Source organism: Polynucleobacter sp. 15G-AUS-farblos (assembly GCF_018882445.1).
GTDB lineage: Bacteria > Pseudomonadota > Gammaproteobacteria > Burkholderiales > Burkholderiaceae > Polynucleobacter.
The window spans coordinates 147,729-172,673 of record NZ_JACVOM010000004.1 but is presented as its reverse complement, the minus strand read 5'-3'; the positions used below and the strand labels follow the sequence as shown (position 1 = coordinate 172,673).

The window sequence follows — 24,945 nt, the reverse complement described above, 5'->3', positions numbered from 1 at the left end:
GAGTGCTAGCTACAGGGGGTTCAAGGTTTAAGTAGGTTTATGTGCTGCGCAGCAAATTGCAAAGCTTCTATTGAATAGGGGGCATCAATCTGTTTTTTTAGTGACGCGGGCAAAGAAGGAATGACCCCCAATAAGGGCGCCCTCATTTTGTGTTGAAGGTATTGAATATTTTCTTCTAAGAAGGGCATTTCAGAAGCGAGGGTGTTTGCAATCCAGCCAGCTACTTTCAGTTGGCGTGATGTCAATGCTTCTTCGGTGAGTAGCGCATGATTAATGCATCCTAATCGCATGCCAACTACCATGATGATCGGCAGCTGTAATTTTTGCGCGAGATCACTTAAATTTTCTGTTGCATTGATAGGAACTAAAAATCCACCGGCACCCTCTACTACAAGGGCCTCTACTTGACTCCGTATTTGCTCGTAAGCACCCATCATGATCTGGAGATCTAGATGGATACCCAATTTTTCCGAGGCAATGTGCGGCGCAATTGGCATGTCCAATATGTAGGGACACAAAACCATTTGTTCTGGTGCTAGTTGTGAGGCTAAACGCAGAGTTTCCAAATCCTCATTGAGAATTTTTCCATCATGATCTTGATAGGTGCCTGCAACTATGGGTTTAAAGCCAACAGTATTAATCCCTTGTTCACGCATTTTAAGAATGAGCGCACCAGCAACTAAAGTTTTTCCAACCTCAGTATCTGTACCTGTAATAAAAAAACCATTCGCCAGACTCATGACGCTTGCACCATGCTTGTTTGTTCAATCTGCTTGAGTTGATGAATCAGCTGACGTAAATCATCCACAGTATGGTTTGCAGAAAAGGTGATACGCAGACGGGCGCTGCCATCGGGAACGGTAGGTGGACGAATTGCAGGAATCCAATAACCTGCCTCATCTAATAGTTTTGCAGCCAGCAGAGCATTTGCATTGCTGCCTAGAATGACTGGTTGTATGGGGGTGCTAGAAAAACTCTTTTCCCATTGGGCAAAGACCATTTCTTTTTTCCAGATTTCAATCAGTTGGCGGAGATGTGTACGTCGATTTTGACCTTCTTCACCTTCGATCAGCTCAAGACTTGTTAAAAGGGTGTGTGCAATTGCCGGAGGAGTCGCTGTACTGTAGATGTAGGGGCGTCCTTTTTGAATGAGCCATTCAATAAATGAATCATGTGCACAAATAAATGCGCCACTCACTCCCGCTGCTTTGCCTAGAGTGCCGATATAGATCAATCGCTCAGAATTCAAATTATCCTGCTCTAAGATTCCGTGCCCTTGTTTGCCTAGGACACCAAATCCATGAGCATCATCAATCAAGAGCAGGGCATCGTATTGCTCAGCAATTTGCAGTAAGGCTTTTGCTGGAGCGAGATCACCATCCATACTGAAAACGCCATCTGTCACGATGAGTTTGAATGGCTTTTGATCATTCTTTAATGACTCTGTGAGGGAGTCCAACTGGGTATGGTCAAACAGAGTGACAGAGGCTTTATTTTGTGCGCCAGCCAGACGTACTCCATCAATCAAAGAGGCATGATTGAGTTTTGCTGAATAGATGCTGGCTTGGCCTGATGGGGCTAGCCTTACAAGGCCTGTAATCGCTGTGAGGTTCGCAAGGTAACCAGTACTAAAAAATAATGCTCGTGCTTGGGGAATATGTTGACTTTGAAAAGAGGCTAATTTTTTTTCAAGTAATTCGTGTGCGACGCTATGGCCACTAATTAAATGGGAGGCGCCACTGCCAACGCCATAGCGTTTTGCACCTTCAGCAAGTGCCGCAATTAGTGCGGGATGATTTGCAAGTCCAAGATAGTCATTGCTACAAAATGCTTTTAGTTCACGGCCATCAACTGTTGATTTTGTATCGCAGGCTGATTCAGTGGCGCGTAAGCGGCGTCTCAGTAATTGCAAATCCAGTTCGGCTATTTGGCTTTCAGCCAGATGTAATGCCTTAAATGAGTGACTCATGACAAGGCCTTATCCAGGGCACGTGCTACAGCCTTACCCATTTGTGCTGCTTCTTCGGTGGACAGGATATAGGGCGGCATGACGTAGATCGTATTTGCAATGGGACGAATCAATAGGCCCTCGTTAATGCATTCAGAGAACATTTGGCGCGGAAAGGCAGACGGATTTTTAAGACATGCTCGCTTAATATCAAACGCCAAAATCATTCCCTGTTGACGCCAATGCTCGATACGGTCATCCGTCTTTGCCCAAGCGAATGCATCTGCTAAATCTCTAGCGCGAGATTGATTTTTTTCTAGTACCTGCTCAGTCTCAAATATCTCTAAACAAGCTAAGGCGGCTGAACAAGCTAAAGGGTTGCCAGTATAGGAGTGTGAGTGCAAGAACCCTTGTTGAGTTTGATCGCTATAAAACGCCCCATATATTTTTTCAGTTGTCATGCATAGGGACAGTGGTAGATAGCCGCCACTAATTCCCTTGGACAGGGTTAAGAAATCTGGCCAGATTTGGGCTTGCTCGCAAGCAAAAAATGAACCACTACGCCCACATCCCACGGCAATTTCATCCGCAATTAAATGAATCTCATAGCGATCACATAAGTCTCTGACGAGTCGAAGATATTCTGGTGAATGCATCGCCATTTGTCCAGCACACTGCACCAGTGGCTCAATAATGATGGCTGCGATCTGTTGATGTTCTTTTTCAAAAAGTTGCTCAAGTTCTTTCGCTGCTTGTCTAGCTACATCATCAGCATTCTCTCCAGATTTTGCCTTACGGGCATCTGGCGATGGCGCTGTATAAACATCTTGCAAAAGTGCGCCATAGGCTTCACGAAAAATAGCAACATCGGTTACTGCTAATGCACCAAGTGTTTCTCCGTGGTAGCCATTTTCAAGACAAACAAATTTTTTCTTTTGTGGCTTGCCTTGAAGTTGCCAATAGTGATGACTCATCTTCAAAGCAATCTCAACTGCAGAGGCTCCGTCAGAAGCATAAAAAACATGCCCCAGATTTTCCTTAGTGAGAGCAGATAATTTTTCGGAGAGCTCTACTACCGGGGGATGAGTAAAGCCGGCAAGCATGACGTGCTCAATCTTTCCTAATTGCTTGGTAATGGCCTCATTAATGTGTGGATTTGCGTGCCCAAACAGATTAGTCCACCAGGAGCTTATGCAATCGAGTAAAGCATTGCCGTTTTCGTCATAAAGCCATGCCCCTTTACCTTTACTGATTGCAATCAGTGGAAAGGATTCATGGTGCTTCATTTGGGTACAAGGGTGCCATACGGCATCCAAACTACGCTCTACGAGGGATCTGGGATTTAGATCGGAAATAAGCTTCATCTTTGGTATTTGACCACTAGTTTTTCCTAAAATTGGCTTGTATCTGTTATGTTTATGCCTTGAATTGACCTATTTTCTGGAATTTACCCATGTTGGACTCCCAAACTGTTGAAAAACCCCTCACCCTAATGAAATCCCAGGCGGATTTGCGTAAAGAGGTGGACGCTTCCGGAGTATGGTCTGTTGCCCAGATTGAAGCTTTATTTGCACTGCCTTTTAACGAGTTGATGCTCAAAGCTCAAGAAACCCATAAAACCTATTTTCCAGAGGGCGATGTGGAGTTGGCCACCTTGCTTTCCATCAAAACCGGCGGATGCCCGGAGGACTGCAGTTATTGCCCACAGGCAGCACGCTATGACACCGATGTGAAGGCAGAGAAGCTGATGGGCCTGGAGGAAGTATTGGAGGCTGCCAAAGCCGCCAAAGCTGCCGGCTCGAATCGTTTTTGTATGGGCGCTGCATGGCGCGAGCCAAAAGACCGCGATATTGAGAAGGTCACCGCCATGATTAAGGGAGTCAAGGCTTTAGGCCTTGAAACCTGCGCCACTCTGGGCATGCTGGAGGCAGATCAAGCCCAAGCATTGCAGGAGGCAGGCTTAGATTTTTATAACCATAACCTCGATACGAGCGAAGACTTTTACCGTTCAGTAATTTCTACACGAGGCTATCAAGATCGCTTGGACACTATTTCCAATGTACGTGCAGCAGGCATGTCCGTCTGTTGTGGTGGCATTGTGGGTATGGGTGAATCCCGTGAACAACGGGCTGCATTTTTGACGCAATTGGCTAATTTGAGCCCATATCCTGAGTCAGTGCCAATCAACCATTTGGTGCCGGTAGCAGGCACGCCACTGGCTGAGCAAAAGCCATTGGATCCTCTAGAATTTGTCAGAACCATTGCTGTTGCGCGGATTACGATGCCCAAGGCACGCGTGCGCCTATCTGCTGGTCGTCAGGAACTAGGTAGGGCAGTTCAGGCAATGTGCTTTTTGGCTGGCGCCAACTCTATTTTCTACGGTGAGCAACTACTCACTACCGGCAATCCCGAGGCAGAACAAGACCGAGCACTATTGGCTGAGCTAGGTTTGAAAACGAAAAAAAGCTCTAAAGCAGAAGTTTTAATCTAGTTTCTTGACGTTTATGTCCCCAATCGATCGCCTGATTATTGAGTTTGATACCGCCCTTCGTTCAGTGGTCGGCGGGGCAAATTCGCAACGTCCTGCACCTGGTGCTGAGATGCTCTCAAAAACGGTTTTAGATACTCAAGAGCGTCAGCATGCTGCAGGACTAATGCGCGTTAATCATGTAGGTGAAGTTTGTGCGCAAGCACTCTATCAATCTCAAAAATTAGTTGCCCGAAATCCGGAAATTCAAGAAATGCTCAATCACTCTGGGCAAGAAGAAATGGATCACCTTGCGTGGTGTGAAACGCGCTTGCAAGAACTCGGTTCGCATACGAGTTATCTCAATCCATTGTGGTATGCAGGATCCTTTGCGATTGGCTTGGCTGCTGGCTTAGCGGGCGACAAGTGGAGTTTAGGTTTTGTTGCTGAAACAGAAAAACAAGTAGAGAATCACCTAGAAAGTCATCTACAAAAATTACCGCAGGAGGATCATCGTTCACGCGCAATTGTTGATCAAATGCGCGTCGATGAAATTGAGCATGGACAGGCAGCAAAAGAAGCTGGTGGAGTGCCCTTACCTGAACCAATTCAAAAAATGATGCAGACGATGTCAAAAATAATGACAAGTACTGCGTATAAGATTTAAATCTGATATTGAGAATCAAAAATCAGATTTTGATTAATTTTTTGATATATTTTTAATTGAGATACTGTTTTTAAATACAGTGCATTTACTGATTATCTAGCCTAAGAGCTAAGATCTATTCTTAAGTATATTTTCCAAGCTGTTGTTTCAAGTAGCTATTTTATTATCACCATTTTATTAACACATGACGCTAAGTGTTTGTAAACACTAGAGAATTTCCTAAAAAAACCCCCAAAAACACTTGACCCTCTAATGGCGATCCTCTAAAGTGGGAGGAAGTGTGAAAAAGTGGGGTAATTGGTGTTTCAAGGTGCGTCAGCTCTCAATTTAGATGCAAAAGGCCGCATGTCTGTGCCGGCAAAGCATCGTGACGCCTTGTTGGTACAAGGTGAGGGTCGGATTACGCTCACAAAGCACCCAGATGGTTGCCTTTTGCTCTTCCCGAGACCCGAGTGGGAAAACTTCAGATCACGAGTTGCGCAATTGCCGATGGATGCCCACTGGTGGCGCAGAATTTTTCTCGGTAATGCGGTGGATCTCGATTTGGATAGCGCTGGCCGAATTTTGGTGAGTCCGGAATTGCGTGCTGCGGCAGACATTGCAAAAGAAGTTATTTTGCTGGGAATGGGTAGTCACTTGGAATTGTGGGATGCAGCAACTTATGCTGCAAAAGAACAGGCTGCGATTGCGCAAGGCATGCCTGAAGCACTCAAGCAATTTAATTTTTGATGACAGGGTGCTATGAACATAACTCATCGCCCAGTGTTGCTGGCCGAGGCGGTGACGGCGCTAATCGATGGCCCACTCATCCAAGAACAGAATCCAGCAAAGAATATTTTGCTCATCGATGGAACATTTGGGCGCGGCGGTCACACTCAAGCATTGCTAAAGCAGCTTGGATCAACAGCGCGCATGATTTCATTCGACAAAGATCTAGATGCGATTGCAGTTGCGCAGCAGATCAACGACCCTCGTTTAAAAATCGTGCACGACAGCTTTGCTCATATGGATCACTACGCAGAGCCAGAATCGGTCGATGGAATTTTGTTGGATTTGGGAATCAGCTCACCGCAGGTGGACGAGGGGCATCGGGGATTTTCATTTCGCCGCGAGGGTCCTTTGGACATGCGCATGAACACGGAGCAAGGTTTAACTGCTGCTCAGTGGCTAGAGCAAGCGCCGCAGGAGGAAATCACTCACGTGATTAAGACTTACGGAGAAGAGCGCTTTGCATTTCAGATTGCGAAGGCTATTGTGGCCAAGCGCGAAGCAGGCTCGTCACCACAAACTACTACTGAGCTTGCAGCGCTAGTTGCCAGTGTTGTGCGCACGCGTGAGGCTGGTCAAGATCCTGCCACGCGAACTTTTCAGGCACTCAGAATCTTTATTAATCGTGAGTTGGAAGATTTGGAGTTGGGCTTAAAGGCTGCTCTGAAATTGCTAAAGCCAGGCGCGCGGTTGGCGGTGATTAGTTTTCATTCTCTGGAAGATCGCATCGTGAAGCAGTTTATGCAGGCACATTCAAAAGTAGAGGTGCCTCGAGGTCTGCCAGTACGCGAAAAAGACTTGCCGCAAAGTGCTCTTGAGATGATTGGCCGTGTTAAGCCGAGTGATGCAGAGATTTTAGAAAATCCCAGAGCTCGTTCAGCCATCATGCGCGTAGCAGAAAAACGAATGGGCTCAGTTGCATGAATCGCGCCACTTTGACCTTACTTACTCTCCTCTTGATTTGCGCGCTCTCTTTGGTGGCGGCGCAGCAACGTGCTCGTAAGTTATTTATTGCGCAAGAACGCGCACAAATTGAAGAGCGAAAATTAAATCAAGAATGGTTACGTCTGGAATATGAGCAACGTAACTTGTCTAAATCAGCGCGTATTCGTGATGTAGCGCGCAACCAATTGCGTATGTCTCCAATCTCCCCTGAGCGTACTTTGTATTTGAGGGAGCTTAAATGAGACCGGTTGGCTTCTCGACTACCCCCAATTTAGTTTTGCGCCTGCCCATGTGGCGGTCACGTCTGATGCTATTCCTGTTGTTCTTTGTTTTCATGTTGCTATTGATAAGAGCATTTTGGATTCAGGGTCCAGGAAATGCTTTTTATGAAGCTAAGGGTGTGCGGGGTACACAACGTGAACTAGAGTTACCTGCAAGTCGTGGAAAAATTTTAGATCGTAACGGTCAAGTTATTGCTACGAGCTTAGAGGCTAAGTCTGTCATTGCATATAACGATACGGTACCGGATGACCTCTCTGCTGAAAAAGTAAAAGCACTTGCTAATCTCTTGCAAATCAGCGAGACAGAGTTACGTAAGAAACTCAAGGAAGAGCGTAAGCAGATTTTCTTAAAGCGCCAGGTTGATCCAGCCGTTGCACAGCAAATTAAACAGCTAGAAATCCCGGGTATTGGTTTAAATAATGAATATCGTCGCTTCTACCCAGAAGGCGAAGCGATGGCGCACGTGGTTGGTTTTACAAACGTGAACGATAAAGGTCAGGAAGGCATGGAGCTCTCTCGGGAGAAAGATCTTGCTGCCCGTCCTGGACAAAGGCGCGTAGTAGTTGATCGCCTCGGTCGAGTGGTTGAGGAAATGGCGATCTTGCAGTTGCCCCAGAACGGCAAAGATTTAAATCTTTCTATTGATAGCAAAATTCAGTTCCTTGCCTATAACGCGGTGAAGAGTGCGGTTGAGACGCATCATGCTAAAGCTGGCGGGGCAGTTGTTCTAGATACGCAAACGGGTGAAATCTTGGCGCTGGCTAATTACCCAAGTTATAACCCGAATGACCGTAAATATTTAACAGGCGAGCAATTACGTAATCGAGTCTTGACCGATACCTTCGAGCCTGGTTCAACTATGAAACCGATTACGGTCTCATTGTCACTTGAAAAGGGACAAGTACAACCAAATACGCAAATGGCGATTGGTGCGAAATATTTAATCGGTCCCAAACCAATTACTGACACACATCCATACGGGACCTTGACTGTCGCTCAAATTATTCAAAAATCGAGCAACATTGGGACTGCTAAATTAGCAATGAATACGACCCCACAAGAAATGTGGGATCTCTACACAGCAGCTGGTTTTGGTCAAGCCCCTAAGATTGGATTTCCGGGAGCGGTTGCCGGAACTTTGCATCCTCACAAAAAATGGGTGCCATCAGATCAAGCACGTATTGCCTTTGGTTATGGTATTTCTGCATCACTCTTTCAGGTAGCGCGTGCGTACACGATATTTGCTCGGGATGGAGAGCTTGTGCCACTCACTATTGAGCGCAGCCCAGAATTTAAGCCAGGTACACCAGTTATTTCTGCAAAGACTGCGATTGAGATGCGCAGCATGCTTGAGTCTGTCACTGAACCTGGCGGTACAGCTATCAAAGCGCAGGCAGAGGGATTCCGTGTTGGCGGCAAGACTGGCACAGCACATAAGTTGGTTGGTAAGGGTTATGGCAACAAGTACCGCGCGTACTTTGTTGGATTGGCACCTATCAGTGCACCACGTATTGTTGTAGCGGTCATGATCGATGAGCCTACTGGCGGAAGTCACTATGGTGGTGATGTTGCAGCACCCGTGTTTTCTACCATCGTCAGTGAAACGCTACATACATTAAATGTATTGCCTGATGCCAAAGTGAAGCAAATGGTTCTACAGGATAAGACGGCAGAAGAAATTCGCACTGCCAATGCTCAGACTCAACATGTGGTTTTGAAAAGATGAGGGTGGCATTGAATATAGAACCCAATCATCTGATTGAATACCTACACAGCTTAGCGAGCCCCTCAGCTAAGGTGAGTGCGGATAGTCGCCAGATAGAGTCTGGCGATATCTTTTTTGCTTACCCAGTAGGGCATGGCAATGCCTTACGTGATGGACGTCATTACATCGATGCGGCCCTTAAAAATGGTGCAGCCGCAGTAGTGTTTGATCCTGCTCATTTTGAATCACCATTCTTGGATCATCCTCAGTGTGTAGCCGTTGAGAATCTTGCTACGAAAGTGGGTGAACTCTGCGCACAATGGTATGGCTACCCAAGTCAGAAATTACGCATGATTGGTGTCACTGGTACCAACGGTAAAACGAGCATTACCCAGTGGCTAGCATCAGCCCTTGATGGAGCTGATCATCGCACTGCAGTGTTAGGTACTCTCGGTACAGGATTTGTAGGTTCTTTAGTGCAGACTGGTTACACCACGCCCGATGCCCCACGCCTGCAAACGCAACTTCAGGAGTTATTGACTGCGGGAGCAAGCCAAGTAGTGATGGAGGCGTCATCGCATGCCTTAGAGCAAGGCCGTATTACTGGAGTTCAATTTAACTGCGCAGTATTTACCAATCTCACCCAAGATCATTTGGATTACCACGGCAATATGGCTGACTATGCCGAGGCCAAAGCAAGCTTATTTGCATTTGCTGGTTTAGAGCATGCAGTGATTAATTTCGATGATGCATTTGGTCGCGAGTTAGGTATGAAGCTATTGGCAAAAGGCGGAATCAAAGTATGGGCCTATGCTTTAAGTAAAGATGCTTTAAATGGCTTTGAAAAATTTGGCCAACGTTTAGAGCGAGTCTACGCAGACGACATCATTCTCAATGGCGTTACATACGATGCCAAATTGGTACATGAAGGTGTCAGTGAGAATGTGGTTCATATTCCTGTAGTAGGGGAATTTAATTTAAGTAATGCATTGGCTGTATGGACTGTATTGCTTACCCAAGGTCTTCACGCTGATGAAGCAAGCAAGCGAATTGCTAAGCTTCGGTCAGTGCCGGGGCGTATGGAGTTGATACCACTGACTAGGGGTAATAAATCCGAGGGCTTGCTCGTCATCGTTGACTATGCGCATACTCCAGATGCATTGCAAAAGACGCTTCAAGCAATTCGTCCAATTGCAGAGCAGCGCAAAGGAAAAATTTGGTGTGTCTTTGGTTGTGGTGGAGACCGCGATGTAGGTAAGCGTTCGAAAATGGGTGCAGTTGCAGAACAACTCGCCGACCAAATCATTATCACTAGTGATAATCCGCGTACAGAAGAACCTTTAGAAATCATCAAGATGATTCGTGCAGGTATGGCTGAGGATGCGTCGAATATTCAAACGATTGCCGATCGTGCGGCTGCCATCATGGCCGCTGTTCGTCATGCTGATGCGCAAGACATTGTCTTGGTTGCGGGCAAGGGTCATGAGACTTCGCAAGAGATTAATGGCAAAAAATTTGATTTTTCTGATCAAGAGCATATTCTCTTAGCGGCTGGGAGTGCTGTCTGATGTTTGCAATGACAACCCTTGCACAAGTGCAGGCTATGTTGCCTGGAAGTACGCTCGTGAATAGTTCTGAGCAGGCTGCTGAGCAAATCCAAATTTCAAGAGTTGGGACCGATAGTCGCCAAATTGAAGTAGGCGAACTATTTGTTGCCTTGGCTGGTGAACGTTTTGATGCGCATGATTTTTTATCGGATGTTGCCAAAGCAGGTGTTGGCGGTGCGCTAATTAGTAAACAAGATAAGTGCCCAGCAGATTTGGCTGCTGTCTGTGTTTCTGATACCAGAATTGGCTTGGGTCAGTTAGCGGCAGCTTGGCGCGTAAAGTATCCAATCCCATTGGCATTAGTCACTGGTAGTAATGGTAAGACTACCGTCAAAGAGATGATTGCCTCCATTTTCAAAGCAGCCGTGGGTGAGGAATCCGTCTTAGTCACTAAAGGTAATCTGAATAATGATATTGGCCTACCTTTAACTTTATTAAAGCTGAAATCTACAGACCAACTTGCAGTGGTTGAGCTGGGAATGAATCACCCCGGTGAAACCGCTGTATTGGCTGCAATTGCGCAAGCCAATATTGCCCTCATTAATAACGCACAACGCGAGCATCAAGAATTTATGGCAACGGTAGCTGCTGTTGCTGAGGAACATTCGGCTGCAATTAAAGCTTTACCTAAAGATGGAGTGGCTGTCTTTCCGGCTGATTCTGAGTTTGCTGATGTATGGCATCAAGCGGCCGCAGGTCGCAAAATCATGGACTTTGTATTGTTATCAGGAGATTCCTCTAAAAAGGCTTCTGTTACTGGACGTCTTTTAAGCGATGGTCAAGTGCAAGTGCTATCAGAGCAGGGCGAGATTGATATTCGTCTCAATACCTTGGGTAGCCATAACGTTCGTAATGCATTAGCAGCTAGCGCTGTTGCTTTGGCTGCTGGCATCAGTCTTCAGAAGATCAAGCAAGGCCTTGAAGCCTTTGTTCCAGTCAGTGGTCGTATGCAAGCAAAGCATGTGGATGCGAACTATACCCTCATTGATGATAGCTATAACGCTAATCCTGATTCTGTGAGAGCAGCAATTGATGCCTTAAAGCAAAGCGGCAATAGTTCTTGGCTCATTCTGGGAGATATGGGTGAAGTTGGTAATCAAGGCCCAGAATTTCATCGTGAAGTTGGTGCCTATGCCGCTTCACAGGGCGTGAATAAATTATTTGCTCTAGGGGAGCAATGCCAATTTGCTATTGCTGGGTTTAAGGATACTAAGTCTTTATCTCCTTCTGCAAGCGCAAGCCATTTTGCAGATATGGATCAGCTCATAGCGCAATTAAGAAATGAATTGCAGGGACAGGTAACTCACGGCAATCGGCATTTAAATATTTTGGTTAAAGGTTCGCGTTTTATGCGTATGGAGCGTGTAGTACAAGCCTTGTTAGAGGAGGCTAAAGCATGCTCTTAATTTTGGCGCAATGGTTGCAAGATGATCTGGGTTTCTTGCGGGTTTTTAACTACATCACTTTTAGAGCGGTGATGGCTACAGTCACTGCTTTGTTGATTGGCCTAGCAGCAGGTCCTTGGGTGATTCGGAAGTTGACTGCATTAAAAATGGGTCAAGCGGTTCGTACTGATGGACCTCAATCGCATTTGGTTAAATCAGGCACCCCAACAATGGGTGGTGTATTGATTCTGATTGGTATTTTTGTCTCCTGTATGTTGTGGGCTGACCTTAGCAATCGTTTTATTTGGATTGTGATGATCGTGACCTTTGGATTTGGTCTGATTGGGTGGGTGGATGACTATCGTAAGGTTGCCTATCAAGACCCTAAAGGTATGGCTTCAAAAGAAAAATTCTTTTGGCAAACCTTAATTGGTTTGTTTGCTGCAATTTACTTAGCCTTCTCAGTTTCAGAAGTAAATAATCTGAAAGTATTGCAATTGTTTTATGAGTGGGTCAAAAGTGGTTTTGCATTAGACCTACCCGCTAAGACTAATTTACTTTTACCTTTTATAAAAGAGGTGAGCTATCCCTTGGGGATGATGGGTTTCATCATCCTCAGTTACTTAGTGATTGTCGGTAGCAGCAATGCAGTGAATCTCACGGATGGTCTAGATGGCTTAGTGATCATGCCGGTGATTTTGGTGGGCGCCGCATTAGGTGCTTTTGCCTACGTGATGGGTAATGCCATCTATGCGAAGTATTTACTTTTTCCATATATTCCAGGAGCTGGTGAGCTCATGATCTTCTGTGGTGCGATGGGCGGCGCAGGCTTAGCATTCCTTTGGTACAACACCCATCCAGCCCAAGTATTTATGGGTGATGTTGGTGCATTAGCTTTAGGTGGCGCACTTGGCACTATCGCTGTCATTGTGCGACAGGAAATTGTGCTCTTTGTCATGGGCGGCATTTTTGTTGCCGAGACATTCTCTGTGATGTTGCAAGTGTTCTGGTTCAAATTTACCAAGAAGCGCTACGGAGAAGGGCGTCGAATATTCCGCATGGCTCCATTGCATCATCACTTCGAATTGGGTGGCTGGAAAGAAACCCAAGTAGTAGTTCGTTTTTGGATTATCACCATTTTGTTGGTCTTAATTGGTTTATCTAGCTTGAAATTACGGTGAGCCAACAGTCAATATGCTGAACTTAGAAAATACCTTCGCAAATCCTAGCGCCGTTAATAATGGGGGCTATGAAGCTCCCCATCGTTTCTTAATTTTGGGTCTGGGCGAGTCTGGCATAGCCATGGCGAAATGGTGCTTGCGCAACGGCGCCAGCGTTCGTCTTGCAGACACCCGCAATCAGTCTGAATTGACTGATCGACAAAACGCTTATTTAGAAGAATTGCGAATAGCTGGGTTCCAAGATATTCAATTTGGTCCGCTAGATGATCAATTGTTATCTGATATTGATGTAATCGGCATCAGCCCTGGTTTATCTCCATTACAGGAGCCAGCGCAATCATTCTTAGTGAAGGCTAGAAAAGCAAGAGTCGATGTGTGGAGTGAGATTGAGTTTTTTGCTCGTGCAATCGCAGCGCTTGAGAGCATGGCTTTGGCAAGTAACTCCTCTTATGCATCGACTGTGCTGGCTGTTACAGGTACTAATGGCAAAACAACAACGACTGCACTAACGGGTCAACTGTGTGAGCGTGCCGGTAAGAAAGTGGCAGTAGCTGGCAATATCAGTCCTGCAGCATTAGACAAGCTTATGTCATGTTTGGATGGCGCTGATCAGCTTGAAGATATGCCTGATATATGGGTTTTAGAGCTCTCTAGCTTCCAACTCGTTTACACCTCGACTCTGAATCCCCGGGCTGCCACTGTACTCAATCTTTCTCAAGATCACTTGGATTGGCATGGCGACATGTCGTCTTATGCAGAAGCAAAATCCAAAATATTTGGTAATGACACGATCTGTATTTTGAATCGCGATGATCCCTTGGTGATGGGTTTGTTAACAGATGAGCAAAAAAATGAACACGCTATTGTGACGTTTGGTGCAAACAGACCGAGCGAACAAGGCGAATTTGGGATTGAGCATGACTTACGTGCTGGCGGCATTGATTGGTTGGTGTGGGGTGAGATCGATGAAGACGTTGAACCCAAGCCAAAGCGTCGTCGTAAGGGAGCTCCGGTTGAGGAGGGTGAGCCTTTGCGTCTGAAGCGCTTAATCCCTGCTGATGCATTGCGGATACGTGGTCGTCACAATGCCTTGAACGCCTTGGCTGCACTGGCCTTAGCGAGAGCAGCTAATTTGCCAATGAATATCTTGTTACATGGTTTGCGTGATTACCATGGCGAACCTCATCGTGTTCAAAGTATCGCGATTGTGAAGGATGTGGAATATATCGATGATAGTAAGGGCACTAATGTTGGCGCAACAGTTGCGGCATTAAATGGTCTTGGTAATAGCGAATCAGGCAAGAGAATTTGGTTAATCGCTGGTGGTGTCGGCAAGGGTCAAGACTTTAGCCCACTTCGTGAGCCTGCATTGCGATTTGTCAAAGGCGCTTTTTTGATCGGTGAAGATGCCGAGCGTATTGCAGAAGTGCTCAATGAACAAGTGCCTTGTACTAACAGCGGCACCTTACAGGCGGCTGTTCAATCCGCAGCTGTGCAAGCTCAATCAGGCGATATGGTTTTGCTTTCTCCAGCCTGCGCTAGCTTTGATCAATTCCGTGATTATGTTCAGCGCGCCGAAGTATTTGTATCTGAGGTAGAAGAATTAGGTATGCGTTTCGAAGGAGTTCAGGCATGAGCTTAAGAGAAAAATTATTTCCAGAAAATCGGATGGGATTGAATCGTTTTTGGAATTTTTCTCGCGGCGGAATTGATAATTTCCGAAGCGGCTTAAGGGATGCTGTATCAGGCGTTGAACAGACACGCTCACGCATGATGGATTACGACCAGTTATTAGTATGGGCTGTCCTATCATTGGCACTCATTGGTTTAGTGATGGTGTATTCAGCATCTATTACTTTAGCTGATGGGCCTAAGTATGCGAACTACAGCAGTAATTATTTCTTAATTCGTCATCTGATCTCTTTGACAATCGCAATTGGTATGGCGATCGTGGTGTTCAAGATTCCTACAAAAGAATGGGATCGCTATTCCCCTGTCATATTTGGATTCACTGTGTTATTGCTAATTGCCGTCCTGATCCCCGGTGTTGGAAAGGGTGTGAATGGCGCTAAACGCTGGATTTCCTTGGGTTTGATGAATTTTCAACCATCAGAATTAATGAAATTTGCAGCAGTCATCTTTGCAGCAAGCTATACCGTTCAGCGACAAGAGTACCTGCACTCATTTGTAAAAGGCATGTTACCAATGGGCATTGCAGTTGCATTAGTTGGTGGCCTGTTAATGGCTGAACCTGATATGGGTGCATTTGTAGTGGTGGCTTTAATTGCCTTTGGGATTTTATTTTTAGGCGGTATTAACGCTAAATTATTTGGTGGTTTGATTGTGGTTGGCTTAACGAGTGCTGCAATAATGATTGCGCTATCGCCATTTCGTCGAGGGCGTATGTTGGCCTTTATGGATCCATGGCAAGTCGACAATGCTGCCAATAAGGGTTATCAGTTAACGCATTCACTCATGGCATTTGGTCGGGGTGAATGGTTTGGTACAGGCCTGGGCGGTAGCGTGGAGAAGTTGCACTATCTACCAGAGGCACATACTGATTTCATCATGGCAGTGATTGGTGAAGAACTTGGCTTCGTTGGAGTAGTGGTCATGATCTTCCTCTTTTATTGGATCGTGCGCCGCGCATTTATGATTGGTCGCACTGCTCTCCAGTTAGATCGAAGCTTTGCTGGTCTAGCCGCAAAAGGGGTTGCCATTTGGATTGGTTGGCAAGCCTTTATCAATATGGGCGTAAACCTAGGCCTATTGCCAACTAAAGGTTTGACATTGCCATTAGTTAGCTATGGCGGCTCCGGAATTTTGATGAATGCAGTAGCAATCGCAATGTTATTACGCATTGATTATGAGAATCGAATTTTGATGCGCGGAGGGAAGTTGTGACAAGACCCTCAATTCTAGTGATGGCTGGAGGTACTGGCGGGCATATCTTCCCAGGCCTTGCTGTCGCTGAATATTTGCGGATCTGTGGTTGGAAAGTCTCATGGTTAGGAAATCAAAATGGCATGGAGTATCGCCTTGTTAAGTCCTGTGATTTTCCATTTGAGTCAGTAGAGTTTGGTGGCTTACGCGGCAAGGGTCTGAAAGCAAAGTTGATGTTACCTATCAACTTAATGCGTGCCTGCATTCAAAGCTGGAAGATTATGCGTCGACTCAAACCTAGTGTCGTTTTAGGTATGGGCGGTTACATCACCTTCCCAGGTGGTCTCGTGAGTAAATTATTAAAGCAGCCCTTGGTATTGCACGAATCTAATTCAGTTGCCGGTAGTGCAAATCTTGCACTCGCCAAAATTGCTATGCGGGTACTAACTGGCTTTCCAGATACGATGAAGCCGGCTGAGTGGGTAGGTAATCCGATTCGCGAGGAGTTTGATCATGTACAAGCACCTGCTTTGCGATACGAAGAACGGCAAGGTCCATTATCCATTTTAGTGGTGGGTGGTAGCTTAGGTGCTGCAGCTCTGAATGAGGTTATCCCCGCTGCATTGGCCTTGATTCCTATCGAGGATCGGCCGAAGGTCATTCATCAAGCCGGCGATAAACATTTGGCAGATTTGCAAAAGCGTTATGTGCAATTGGGCGTGGCTGCGGATATTCGCCCTTTTATTGACGATATGCCTTCAGCTTATGCTCAGGCGGATTTGGTGATTTGTCGTTCGGGAGCAATGACCGTTTCTGAGCTGGCTGCCTGCGGTGTTGCCTCCTGTTTAGTTCCTTTTCCGCATGCGATTGATGACCATCAAACTGCTAATGCCCGTTTTTTATCAGATGCTGATGCAGCCATTTTGTTGCCCCAAGACTCTCTTCATGCGCAGGATTTAGCAATGATGATTCAGAACATGGATCGTTCGAATTTAAAAGCAATGGCATTGCGCGCACATGCATTGTCTAAGCCTCATGCAACCCAACGGGTAGCTGAAGTATGTGCAAATTGTGCAGGGGTAGGCATATGAAGCATATCGTTCAGCAAATTCACTTCATTGGCATTGGTGGCGCAGGCATGAGTGGTATTGCTGAGGTCCTGCTGAACTTGGGTTATCAAGTATCAGGCTCTGATTTGTCGGAGAGTACCACTACTGCGCGTTTAAAAGAATTGGGCGCGGTTATTCATATTGGACATGATCCAAAAAATATTGGAACAGCTGAAGCGGTAGTGATATCTACGGCAGTAGCTGGTAATAATCCTGAGGTGTTAGCAGCGCGTGCAGCTAAGATCCCCGTAATTCAAAGGGCAGTCATGCTGGGTGAGTTAATGCGCCTGAAGCAAGGAATTGCCATTGCTGGAACACATGGCAAGACAACGACCACTAGCCTAGTTGCTTCTGTCTTGGCTGAGGGTGGATTGGATCCAACCTTTGTGATCGGCGGTAAGCTGAATTCAGCAGGTGCCAATGCTCGCTTAGGGCAGGGCGACTTTATTGTGGTTGAGGCAGATGAGTCTGATGCTTCTTTCTTACAGCTATTTCCAGCAATGGAAGTGGTCACCAATATTGATGCTGATCATATGGATACTTATCAGCACGATATGGCCAGATTGAAGCAGGCATTTGTCCAGTTTATTCAGCGTATGCCTTTTTATGGTGTTGCAGTGCTATGTATCGATGATACTAACGTCCGCGACATCATTCCTTTTGTTTCTCAGCCAGTATTACGTTACGGTTTATCTGATGATGCTGATATCCGTGCGAGTAATGTGCGTGCTGATGGAACGCAAATGCATTTCACGGTGGATCGTCGTACGGTACGGCGACATGGCAATAAGCCGGGACCACTCAATATCACCTTAAATTTACCGGGCTTGCACAATGTTTGTAATGCCCTGGCAGCAATTGGTATTGCAACTGAATTGGGTGTTAGTGATGAGGCGATTACCAAGGCCTTATCGCAATTTGGTGGCGTTGGTCGTCGCTTCCAGCGACATGGCGAAATTGCGTTGACATCCGGCGGCAGCTTCACCTTAATTGATGATTATGGCCATCATCCAGTAGAGATGGCGGCAACTCTCGCGGCAGCAAGAGGTGCCTATCCAAATCGGCGCCTTGTCTTGGCGTTCCAGCCACACCGATTTACCAGAACGCGCGATTGTTTTGGTGAGTTTGTTCAAGTGCTCAGAAATTTTGATGCTTTGGTTTTGACAGAAGTCTATCCAGCAGGTGAGGCAAAAATTCCGGGTGCAGATGGGAAGAGTCTGATGAAGGCGGCGCTGGCAGAAGATAAACATTCAAAAGGATCGCTCAATTCTGCAGCGGTTGTATTTGCAGCAAATGTGGGTGAGATGCCGGAAAAATTAAGTCACGTTTTAAAAGATGGAGATGTATTAATTACGATGGGTGCAGGTTCAATTTCTGCTTTGCCATACACGCTGGTGGAGGCAAAGCATGTCTAAGCAAATGATGGATTGGGGCCAATGCGTACAAGCACAACTAGCTAGGCTGGATGTGAAATCCTTGGGTCGAGTTGGCGTTCTATTAGGCGGACGATCAGGTGAGCGTGAAATTTCACTGATGTCTGGCAATGGTGTTCTAGACGCATTAAGAGCAAAAGGGATTGATGCTCATAGTTTTGACACTGGATTGCGTTGCCCTACAGAATTAGCTAAAGAAAAATTTGATCGTGTATTTATTTCCCTGCATGGTCGCTATGGTGAAGATGGAACAATTCAAGGTTTATTGGAATTATTGAATCTGCCCTATACCGGAAGCGGTGTTTTAGCATCAGCATTAGCCATCGATAAAATCGCAACTAAACAAATTTGGATTAGCAATGGTTTGTCTACCCCAGAGTTTGAGGAGTTGACTGCAAGCAGCGATTGGAATGCGGTAGTCAATAAGCTGGGCCTTCCTTTAATTGTGAAGCCTGCTCATGAGGGCTCATCTCTTGGCCTCACTAAAGTGAAAACAGTGGAAGAGCTGCCTGCCGCCTATCAATTGGCTGCAGGACTAGATAAAAAGGTCATTGCTGAAACTTGCATCATTGGTGATGAGTTAACTTGCCCTCTAGTAGGACAGGGCAGTACTGCTGAGGCATTACCTGTGATCAAAATTATTCCACCCCAAGCCAATTACGATTTTCATAATAAGTATTACTCAGATGAAACCCAGTATCTTTGCCCTACGGGATTTGCACCTGAGGTCAATGCGCAAGTCCAAGCCTTAGCGCTAGCAGCATACAAAGCATTGGGATGTCGTACCTGGGGACGGGCCGATGTGATGCTAGATCAAAAGACTGGCAAGCCCTATCTTTTGGAAATGAATACCTCGCCGGGAATGACCTCACATTCTCTGGTGCCAATGGCGGCAAAAGCTGCGGGTGTTGATTATGCAGATTTAACCCTTTGGTTGCTAAGCCAAACTTTAGAGCAAAGGGTGAGCTCTAAAATATGAGTAATTTCATGGATCGGTTCGGTGAAATCTTCACCATGCTAGCGTCTCCTCTCTGGAATCATCCAGCGCGTATGCAGGCGTTTAGCCGATTCTTGATGCGTTGTTTTGCAGTGATGTTGGTCATTGGCGTATTGGTGTGGTTAAGTCAGAGACCGGTCTTTGCGCTCAAGCAAATTCAAATTGAGCCTGTAGCAGGACAAACGCTAAAACATATCAATAAGCCGATTGTGAAACAACAAGTCCTTGAGACAGTACAGGGCAATTTCTTTAGTGTGCGCCTAGAGGACGTTAAGCGCGGCTTTGAAAGTATGCCGTGGGTTAGGCATGCCAACGTTCGTCGCGTATGGCCAAATGGATTAGTGGTCAGCATTGAAGAGCAAAAGCCATTCGGTACATGGGGTGGTGTTGATAGTCACACTCTGATGAATGCTCAAGGTGAATTATTTGCTGGGCGTGTTTCTGAGATTAGCGATGATGTTCACCTGCTTGACTTCTATGGACCAGCTGATGCCAGTCAAGAAGTGATGAGTCTGTATCAAAAAGCAAGTGCCTGGTTCAAGCCTTGGGGTGTAGAAGTAAAAAGTTTGGCGCTAACTGAACGTTATGCATGGCATGTCAAGTTATCAAACGGCATGAAAGTGGAGTTTGGTCGCGATGAAGAAAATTCTGACAAGAACTTAACTGAAGAGCGAGTAGCTCGCCTATTTAAGTATTGGCCACAAGTGCAAGAGAAATGGCCAAATCGTGTTGATGCAGTGGACTTACGCTATGCCAATGGATTTGCGGTGCATTTAGCAGCAGCAAATATTAAAAAGAATGATGTAGATAGTAAAAAAAGTGAGCAGAAGCAATGAGGAGTTGGAATGAGTAAAGACAATCGCGATCTATTGGTGGGCTTAGACATTGGAACCTCCAAGGTGGTTGCCTTGGTTGCTGAACTAGCTCCCGATGGTCAATTTAATGTTGTGGGTGTTGGGCAAACTGCGTCTAAGGGTTTGAAGAAGGGCGTTGTTGTCAATATTGAAGCCACCGTTCAGTCGATTCAGAAGGCCTTAGAAGAAGCAGAAGTGATGGCTGATCGACAGATTGTTCAGGTCTTTACTGGCATCGCCGGAAATCACATTGTGAGTTTTAACTCTAGTGGCATGGTTGCTATTCGTGACAAAGAGGTTGGCCAAGGTGACGTTGAACGCGTTCTAGAGACTGCTAAAGCAATCAATATTCCAACGGATCAACAGATACTGCATATCCTGGTTCAAGAATTCATCATCGACGGTCAAGAAGATGTTCGTGAGCCAATTGGAATGAGTGGTCTTCGCTTAGAAGTGAAGGTGCATATAGTGACTGGTGCTGTTAGTGCGGCACAAAATATTGTGAAGTGTGTGCGCCGCTGTGGCTTAGAAGTAAATGATTTAATCCTCCAGCCTTTAGCCTCGAGCTTAGCGGTGCTAACAGATGATGAAAAAGAACTGGGTGTTGTATTGGTTGATATTGGTGGAGGCACCACTGATATTGCGATTTACTGTCAAGGGTCTATTCGTCATACGGCAGTGATTCCGATTGCAGGTGATCAAATTACCAATGACATTGCTATGGCATTGCGTACGCCAACAATCGATGCAGAAGATTTAAAAATTGCGCATGGTATTGCTCGTCAGGAGATGGCTGATCCAACCACCATGATTGATGTGCCAGGTGTAGGTGATCGTGATCCACGTCCAATGTCTAAGCAGGCCTTGGCTGCAGTGATCGAGCCTCGCGTGGAAGAGTTATTCACTTTGGTCAGAGGCGTCGTTCGTGACTCTGGTTATGAAGATATGGTTTCTTCAGGAATTGTGCTGACCGGTGGAACTTCTTTAATGCCTGGAATGGTGGAGTTAGCAGAACAAGTCTTTTTAAGACCCGCTCGGATTGGTACTCCTGAATATCGCGGTCATTTACATGAGGTTTTAAGAAGTCCTCGATACGCAACCAGTATTGGTTTGTTGATGGAAGGCCAAGCGCAGGTGTTACGTGGCCGCCGTGTTTCTCAATCGGGCGCGTTACAAGGAGTGATGTCGCGCATGAAGGAATGGTTTGCAGGAAATTTTTAAGTTTTTTTCGTCGTCGTCAATGTAGTAAGTTAATTACCTAGGAGGGTATATGGAATTTGAAATGTTAGATCAAGATACTGCTGGCAAAACCATTATTAAAGTGGTTGGAGTTGGTGGCGCTGGTGGTAATGCTGTCCAGCACATGATCCGTCGCGGAGTGAGTGGCGTAGAGTTCATTTGCATGAACACCGATGCAGGCGCATTGCAGCGTTCTGAAGCATCTGTGAATTTGCAACTGGGCTCTAGCGGATTAGGCGCTGGTGCAAAACCTGAAATTGGTGCCTCATCAGCGATTGAGGCGCGCGAGCGAATTGCCGATGCATTACAAGGCGCTCATATGGTTTTCATTACCGCTGGTATGGGTGGCGGTACAGGTACTGGTGCCGCACCTATCGTTGCACAAGTGGCAAAAGAAATGGGCATCCTGACTGTAGGCGTGATTAGTAAGCCATTTGACTTTGAAGGCGTGAAGCGTCTCAAAGTTGCGGAGAATGGTGCAATTGAGCTCGAGTCTTACGTCGACTCATTAATTGTTGTACTCAACGAGAAGTTGTTTGAAGTCATGGGTGAAGATGCTGAGTTTGATAAAGCATTTGCCTGTGCAGATGATGTTTTACACAACGCTGTTTCTGGCATCGCTGAAATTATCAATGTTCAAGGTTTAATTAACGTTGACTTTGAGGACGTCAAGACAGTTATGGGTGAGCAAGGTAAAGCTATGATGGGTACTGCAACTGTATCTGGCATGGATCGTGCTCGTTTAGCTGCTGAAGCTGCCGTCGCATCTCCATTGCTCGAGGGCGTTGATTTGTCAGGTGCACGTGGTGTATTGGTCAACATTACCGCTAGCCGTTCATTGAAGTTGTCTGAAACACGTGAAGTAATGGCTGCGATTCGGGGCTATGCTGCCGATGATGCAACGGTTATTTTCGGTACGGTGTATGACGATAGCTTGGGCGATGCATTGCGCGTGACTGTTGTCGCTACTGGTTTGAATAATCCACAAGCACGTCAAAGCAATCAACCAGAAGTAGTTTGGAGACAAGCAACTGGTACGCATGATGCAATGCCAACCATGGCTGATTTAAATACTTTTGCCCCTGCTAGCGCATCTGCTGCGATGAGTAAGGTCAGTATGGACTCAGCATTGACTGCTAGCGCTGCGATGCTTGGAGGCTTATCTTCTCAGCCCGCTCAGTCTGCTGGTGCTGGCACTGTTGATTACAGTCAATACGATTTGCCACGAGTGTTCCGCAGCTCGCGTGAAGCAACTCCTGCCCCGACTTTGGGTGCAGATAGTTCTCCGCAAGCAAAGACCATGCTTGATAAAGGGGCTGATTACTATGAGATTCCAGCCTTTTTACGTAAGCAAGCAGATTAATTGACTGCTTAATACAATAGATAGTTGCGAAATGCCAGCGCGGCGCCCCTCCGGACGACGAATCCCGCGCTTGCGTTGGCATACTAACTAACAACTACTTATTGGAGATGTCATGATTGCAGTTGGACAAAAATTACCTAACGCTACTTTGAATGAGTTTTTTAATGAAGAGAGCGAAGGCTGTTCTTTGGGGCCAAACGCCTTTGAAGTTGAGAAATTAGTTGCTGGTAAAAAAATTGTTATTTTTGCTTTGCCTGGTGCCTTTACACCAACTTGTTCTGCTAAGCATGTTCCAGGATATGTTGAGCACTGCGATGCAATCAAAGCAAAAGGTGTTGATGAAATTTGGTGTATCTCTGTAAATGATCCATTTGTAATGGGTGCATGGGGACGCGACCAAAAAGTAGGTAAAAAAATTCGCATGATGGCTGATGGCAGCGCAGATTTCACTAAAAAATTAGGCCTAGAATTGGATTTAACAGCTCGTGGCTTTGGAGTGCGCTCAGATCGCTATGCGATGATTGTTGAAGATGGCGTCGTGAAATCCTTAGATCGTGAAGCGCCAGGTAAGTTTGAGGTAAGCGATGCAGCCTCAATTTTGAAAAAACTGTAATTTACTTTTTAAGTAGAGACACCTCATCATGATGAAGCAACGCACAATCGCTACACCGGTGAAAACCGTAGGGATTGGTTTGCATTCTGGTCGCAAGGTCACGATTTCGATCAAGCCTGCACCAGTCAATTCAGGGGTTCAATTTGTTCGTATGGATACCCCAGAGAAGTCAGTGATTCCCGCTACTGCTCTGGCGGTCTGCGATACCCGATTGGCTTCAGTCATCCATAAAGATGGTATTCGTGTCTCGACTGTCGAGCATTTACTATCGGCCTGTGCTGGCCTTGGTTTAGATAATCTCTTGATTGAGCTCGATGGTGAAGAAGTGCCCATCATGGATGGTAGTGCCGCCTCATTTTTATTCTTGATTGAATCGGCTGGTATCGTTGAGCAAGATGCTCCACGTCAGTTTGTTGTGATTAAGAAACCAGTAGAGGTTCGCGATGGCGATAAGCTTGCACGCCTAGAACCTTTCTTTGGCTACAAGCTCGATTTCACAATCGACTTTAAACATCCTGCATTAGATAAAACGGGCCAACGTTTCGTTGTGGATTTTGCGGAGCATGCTTACCGCAGTGAAATTGGTCGTGCACGCACTTTTGGTTTCGCTCATGAAGTAGAGGCATTGCGCGAAATGGGTTTAGCCCGTGGTGGTAGTTTAGATAATGCGATCGTTTTGGATGAGCACCGTATCTTGAATAACGAAGAGCTTCGCTACGAAGATGAATTTGTGCGCCACAAAATTTTGGATGCCATCGGTGACTTATATTTAGTTGGTCACCCCATTGTTGGCGCCTATGTTGCTGAAAAATCAGGGCATGCATTAAACAATGCCTTATTGCGTAAGCTGCTAGAGGATCCTAGTTCCTATGAAATTAGCAGCTTCTCAATTAATAAAGCGCCTGAAGCTTACTCTCAAGAGAGTCAGCCCCTCTTTTTCTAAGAATTCCTCCCCCCAGAGAAATTGCCCCTAGCTTACTTAGGTTTATTTTGAAGTAGCTTCTCAACGGCCTTGCGAAGACCGGATTCAGGATCTAATTTTTCCAATAAGTCCTGCCAGGATGATCGGGCGATCTGATTTAAACCAGTCGGTTTGCGGGGCGCTCTGGCCTCAGTCCTGGCCTTTACATCCCAGTTTGAAACTTGAGGTTTCACTTGTAATTTGATTGACTTACAAATTAAGCCATTTTTTGCTAACTCATTGATTAAGCTAGGTAAAACTTGCTGTAAGCGGCTGGCGATACTGGCATTTTTGACTAGTAAAAACAGTTCGTTTTGCCCCCCTTGACGCCATCCAGCTTCTATTTTTTGGCTAAATTGGCCTAAATCAAGGGCTGTTAAGGCTCTTGCCAACTGGGATTTCACTTTGGCCAAGTCTTCGGTCTTGGCCAAAATACCTCCTAAGCCTTCGGATTCACGCAAGTAATCAACCCACTCATAGGCTGTTTGCTTGCGCTTCTGTTTAGGGGCAAAGTTCATAAAAATAGGGTTACGGGTGA

General features: G+C 46.0%; 23 protein-coding genes. 19 read left to right on the top strand and 4 right to left on the bottom strand.

Going from position 1 to position 24,945, the window contains the following annotated elements; genetic code table 11:
- Nucleotides 1-20: 20 nt before the first annotated feature.
- The 3 genes from bioD to bioA are packed head-to-tail and all read right to left on the bottom strand — an operon-like array spanning nucleotide 21 to nucleotide 3,312.
- The gene (gene bioD / locus ICN41_RS07805; RefSeq protein ID WP_216292381.1) at nucleotides 21-740 is read right to left on the bottom strand and encodes a dethiobiotin synthase; all 720 of its coding nucleotides are present in this window, start codon (nucleotides 738-740) and stop codon (nucleotides 21-23) included.
- Entirely contained in the window at nucleotides 737-1,969 is a 1,233-nt protein-coding gene (gene bioF / locus ICN41_RS07800) for an 8-amino-7-oxononanoate synthase (protein ID WP_216292380.1), read from the bottom strand. Before bioF ends, bioD begins: the two co-directional genes overlap by 4 nt.
- Nucleotides 1,966-3,312 carry an adenosylmethionine--8-amino-7-oxononanoate transaminase gene (bioA, locus tag ICN41_RS07795; protein ID WP_216292379.1) on the bottom strand — a complete coding sequence of 449 codons (1,347 nt, stop codon included), beginning with the start codon at nucleotides 3,310-3,312 and terminating at the stop codon, nucleotides 1,966-1,968. The genes bioF and bioA overlap by 4 nt, the downstream gene beginning before the upstream one ends.
- Nucleotides 3,313-3,401: 89 nt before the next feature.
- Between bioA and bioB the strand changes: the two genes are divergently transcribed.
- The 19 genes from bioB to lpxC all read left to right on the top strand — a co-directional run bounded on the left by bioB (nucleotide 3,402) and on the right by lpxC (nucleotide 24,389).
- Entirely contained in the window at nucleotides 3,402-4,439 is a 1,038-nt protein-coding gene (bioB, locus tag ICN41_RS07790; protein WP_216292378.1) for a biotin synthase BioB, read from the top strand.
- Between the two features lie 13 nt (nucleotides 4,440-4,452).
- Nucleotides 4,453-5,082, top strand: a complete 630-nt coding sequence (gene coq7 / locus ICN41_RS07785; protein WP_216292377.1) for a 2-polyprenyl-3-methyl-6-methoxy-1,4-benzoquinone monooxygenase — start codon at nucleotides 4,453-4,455, stop codon at nucleotides 5,080-5,082.
- 300 nt (nucleotides 5,083-5,382) lie between these two features.
- The gene (mraZ, locus tag ICN41_RS07780; protein ID WP_216292376.1) at nucleotides 5,383-5,811 is read left to right on the top strand and encodes a division/cell wall cluster transcriptional repressor MraZ; all 429 of its coding nucleotides are present in this window, start codon (nucleotides 5,383-5,385) and stop codon (nucleotides 5,809-5,811) included.
- A 12-nt stretch (nucleotides 5,812-5,823) separates the two neighbouring features.
- Entirely contained in the window at nucleotides 5,824-6,774 is a 951-nt protein-coding gene (gene rsmH, locus ICN41_RS07775; RefSeq protein ID WP_216292375.1) for a 16S rRNA (cytosine(1402)-N(4))-methyltransferase RsmH, read from the top strand.
- Nucleotides 6,771-7,037 carry a cell division protein FtsL gene (ftsL, locus tag ICN41_RS07770; RefSeq protein ID WP_216292374.1) on the top strand — a complete coding sequence of 89 codons (267 nt, stop codon included), beginning with the start codon at nucleotides 6,771-6,773 and terminating at the stop codon, nucleotides 7,035-7,037. Before rsmH ends, ftsL begins: the two co-directional genes overlap by 4 nt.
- Nucleotides 7,034-8,803, top strand: coding sequence for a penicillin-binding protein 2 (locus tag ICN41_RS07765; RefSeq protein ID WP_216292373.1), 1,770 nt, complete (start codon nucleotides 7,034-7,036; stop codon nucleotides 8,801-8,803). Before ftsL ends, ICN41_RS07765 begins: the two co-directional genes overlap by 4 nt.
- Before the next feature lie 2 nt (nucleotides 8,804-8,805).
- The gene (locus ICN41_RS07760; protein ID WP_370629116.1) at nucleotides 8,806-10,350 is read left to right on the top strand and encodes a UDP-N-acetylmuramoyl-L-alanyl-D-glutamate--2,6-diaminopimelate ligase; all 1,545 of its coding nucleotides are present in this window, start codon (nucleotides 8,806-8,808) and stop codon (nucleotides 10,348-10,350) included.
- Complete coding sequence (gene murF / locus ICN41_RS07755; RefSeq protein ID WP_216292371.1) at nucleotides 10,350-11,795, top strand: UDP-N-acetylmuramoyl-tripeptide--D-alanyl-D-alanine ligase; 1,446 nt, start codon at nucleotides 10,350-10,352, stop codon at nucleotides 11,793-11,795. Before ICN41_RS07760 ends, murF begins: the two co-directional genes overlap by 1 nt.
- Nucleotides 11,786-12,955, top strand: a complete 1,170-nt coding sequence (gene mraY / locus ICN41_RS07750) for a phospho-N-acetylmuramoyl-pentapeptide-transferase (protein ID WP_216292370.1) — start codon at nucleotides 11,786-11,788, stop codon at nucleotides 12,953-12,955. Before murF ends, mraY begins: the two co-directional genes overlap by 10 nt.
- 13 nt (nucleotides 12,956-12,968) lie before the next feature.
- Nucleotides 12,969-14,591, top strand: coding sequence for a UDP-N-acetylmuramoyl-L-alanine--D-glutamate ligase (gene murD, locus ICN41_RS07745; protein ID WP_216292369.1), 1,623 nt, complete (start codon nucleotides 12,969-12,971; stop codon nucleotides 14,589-14,591).
- Nucleotides 14,592-14,623: 32 nt separating this feature from the next.
- On the top strand, nucleotides 14,624-15,859 hold the full coding sequence (gene ftsW / locus ICN41_RS07740) for a putative lipid II flippase FtsW (RefSeq protein ID WP_255537957.1): 1,236 nt from the start codon (nucleotides 14,624-14,626) through the stop codon (nucleotides 15,857-15,859).
- The gene (murG, locus tag ICN41_RS07735) at nucleotides 15,856-16,929 is read left to right on the top strand and encodes an undecaprenyldiphospho-muramoylpentapeptide beta-N-acetylglucosaminyltransferase (RefSeq protein ID WP_216292367.1); all 1,074 of its coding nucleotides are present in this window, start codon (nucleotides 15,856-15,858) and stop codon (nucleotides 16,927-16,929) included. The genes ftsW and murG overlap by 4 nt, the downstream gene beginning before the upstream one ends.
- Nucleotides 16,926-18,362 (top strand): UDP-N-acetylmuramate--L-alanine ligase, encoded by a 1,437-nt coding sequence (gene murC / locus ICN41_RS07730; protein ID WP_216292366.1) that lies wholly within the window; start codon nucleotides 16,926-16,928, stop codon nucleotides 18,360-18,362. Before murG ends, murC begins: the two co-directional genes overlap by 4 nt.
- Nucleotides 18,363-18,369: 7 nt before the next feature.
- Entirely contained in the window at nucleotides 18,370-19,359 is a 990-nt protein-coding gene (locus ICN41_RS07725) for a D-alanine--D-alanine ligase (RefSeq protein WP_255537956.1), read from the top strand.
- An 8-nt stretch (nucleotides 19,360-19,367) separates the two neighbouring features.
- Nucleotides 19,368-20,213 (top strand): cell division protein FtsQ/DivIB, encoded by an 846-nt coding sequence (locus ICN41_RS07720; RefSeq protein ID WP_255537941.1) that lies wholly within the window; start codon nucleotides 19,368-19,370, stop codon nucleotides 20,211-20,213.
- Nucleotides 20,214-20,222: 9 nt separating this feature from the next.
- A complete protein-coding gene (gene ftsA / locus ICN41_RS07715) occupies nucleotides 20,223-21,452 on the top strand; it encodes a cell division protein FtsA (protein WP_216292363.1) in 1,230 nt (409 codons plus the stop codon).
- A gap of 49 nt (nucleotides 21,453-21,501) precedes the next feature.
- On the top strand, nucleotides 21,502-22,833 hold the full coding sequence (gene ftsZ, locus ICN41_RS07710; protein WP_216292362.1) for a cell division protein FtsZ: 1,332 nt from the start codon (nucleotides 21,502-21,504) through the stop codon (nucleotides 22,831-22,833).
- Nucleotides 22,834-22,945: 112 nt separating this feature from the next.
- Nucleotides 22,946-23,446 carry a peroxiredoxin gene (locus tag ICN41_RS07705; RefSeq protein ID WP_216292361.1) on the top strand — a complete coding sequence of 167 codons (501 nt, stop codon included), beginning with the start codon at nucleotides 22,946-22,948 and terminating at the stop codon, nucleotides 23,444-23,446.
- Nucleotides 23,447-23,474: 28 nt separating this feature from the next.
- Nucleotides 23,475-24,389, top strand: a complete 915-nt coding sequence (gene lpxC / locus ICN41_RS07700; RefSeq protein ID WP_216292360.1) for a UDP-3-O-acyl-N-acetylglucosamine deacetylase — start codon at nucleotides 23,475-23,477, stop codon at nucleotides 24,387-24,389.
- 32 nt (nucleotides 24,390-24,421) lie between these two features.
- Here the strand turns inward: lpxC and ICN41_RS07695 are convergent, their stop codons facing one another.
- Entirely contained in the window at nucleotides 24,422-24,925 is a 504-nt protein-coding gene (locus ICN41_RS07695; RefSeq protein ID WP_216292359.1) for a hypothetical protein, read from the bottom strand.
- Between the last annotated feature and the right edge of the window lie 20 nt (nucleotides 24,926-24,945).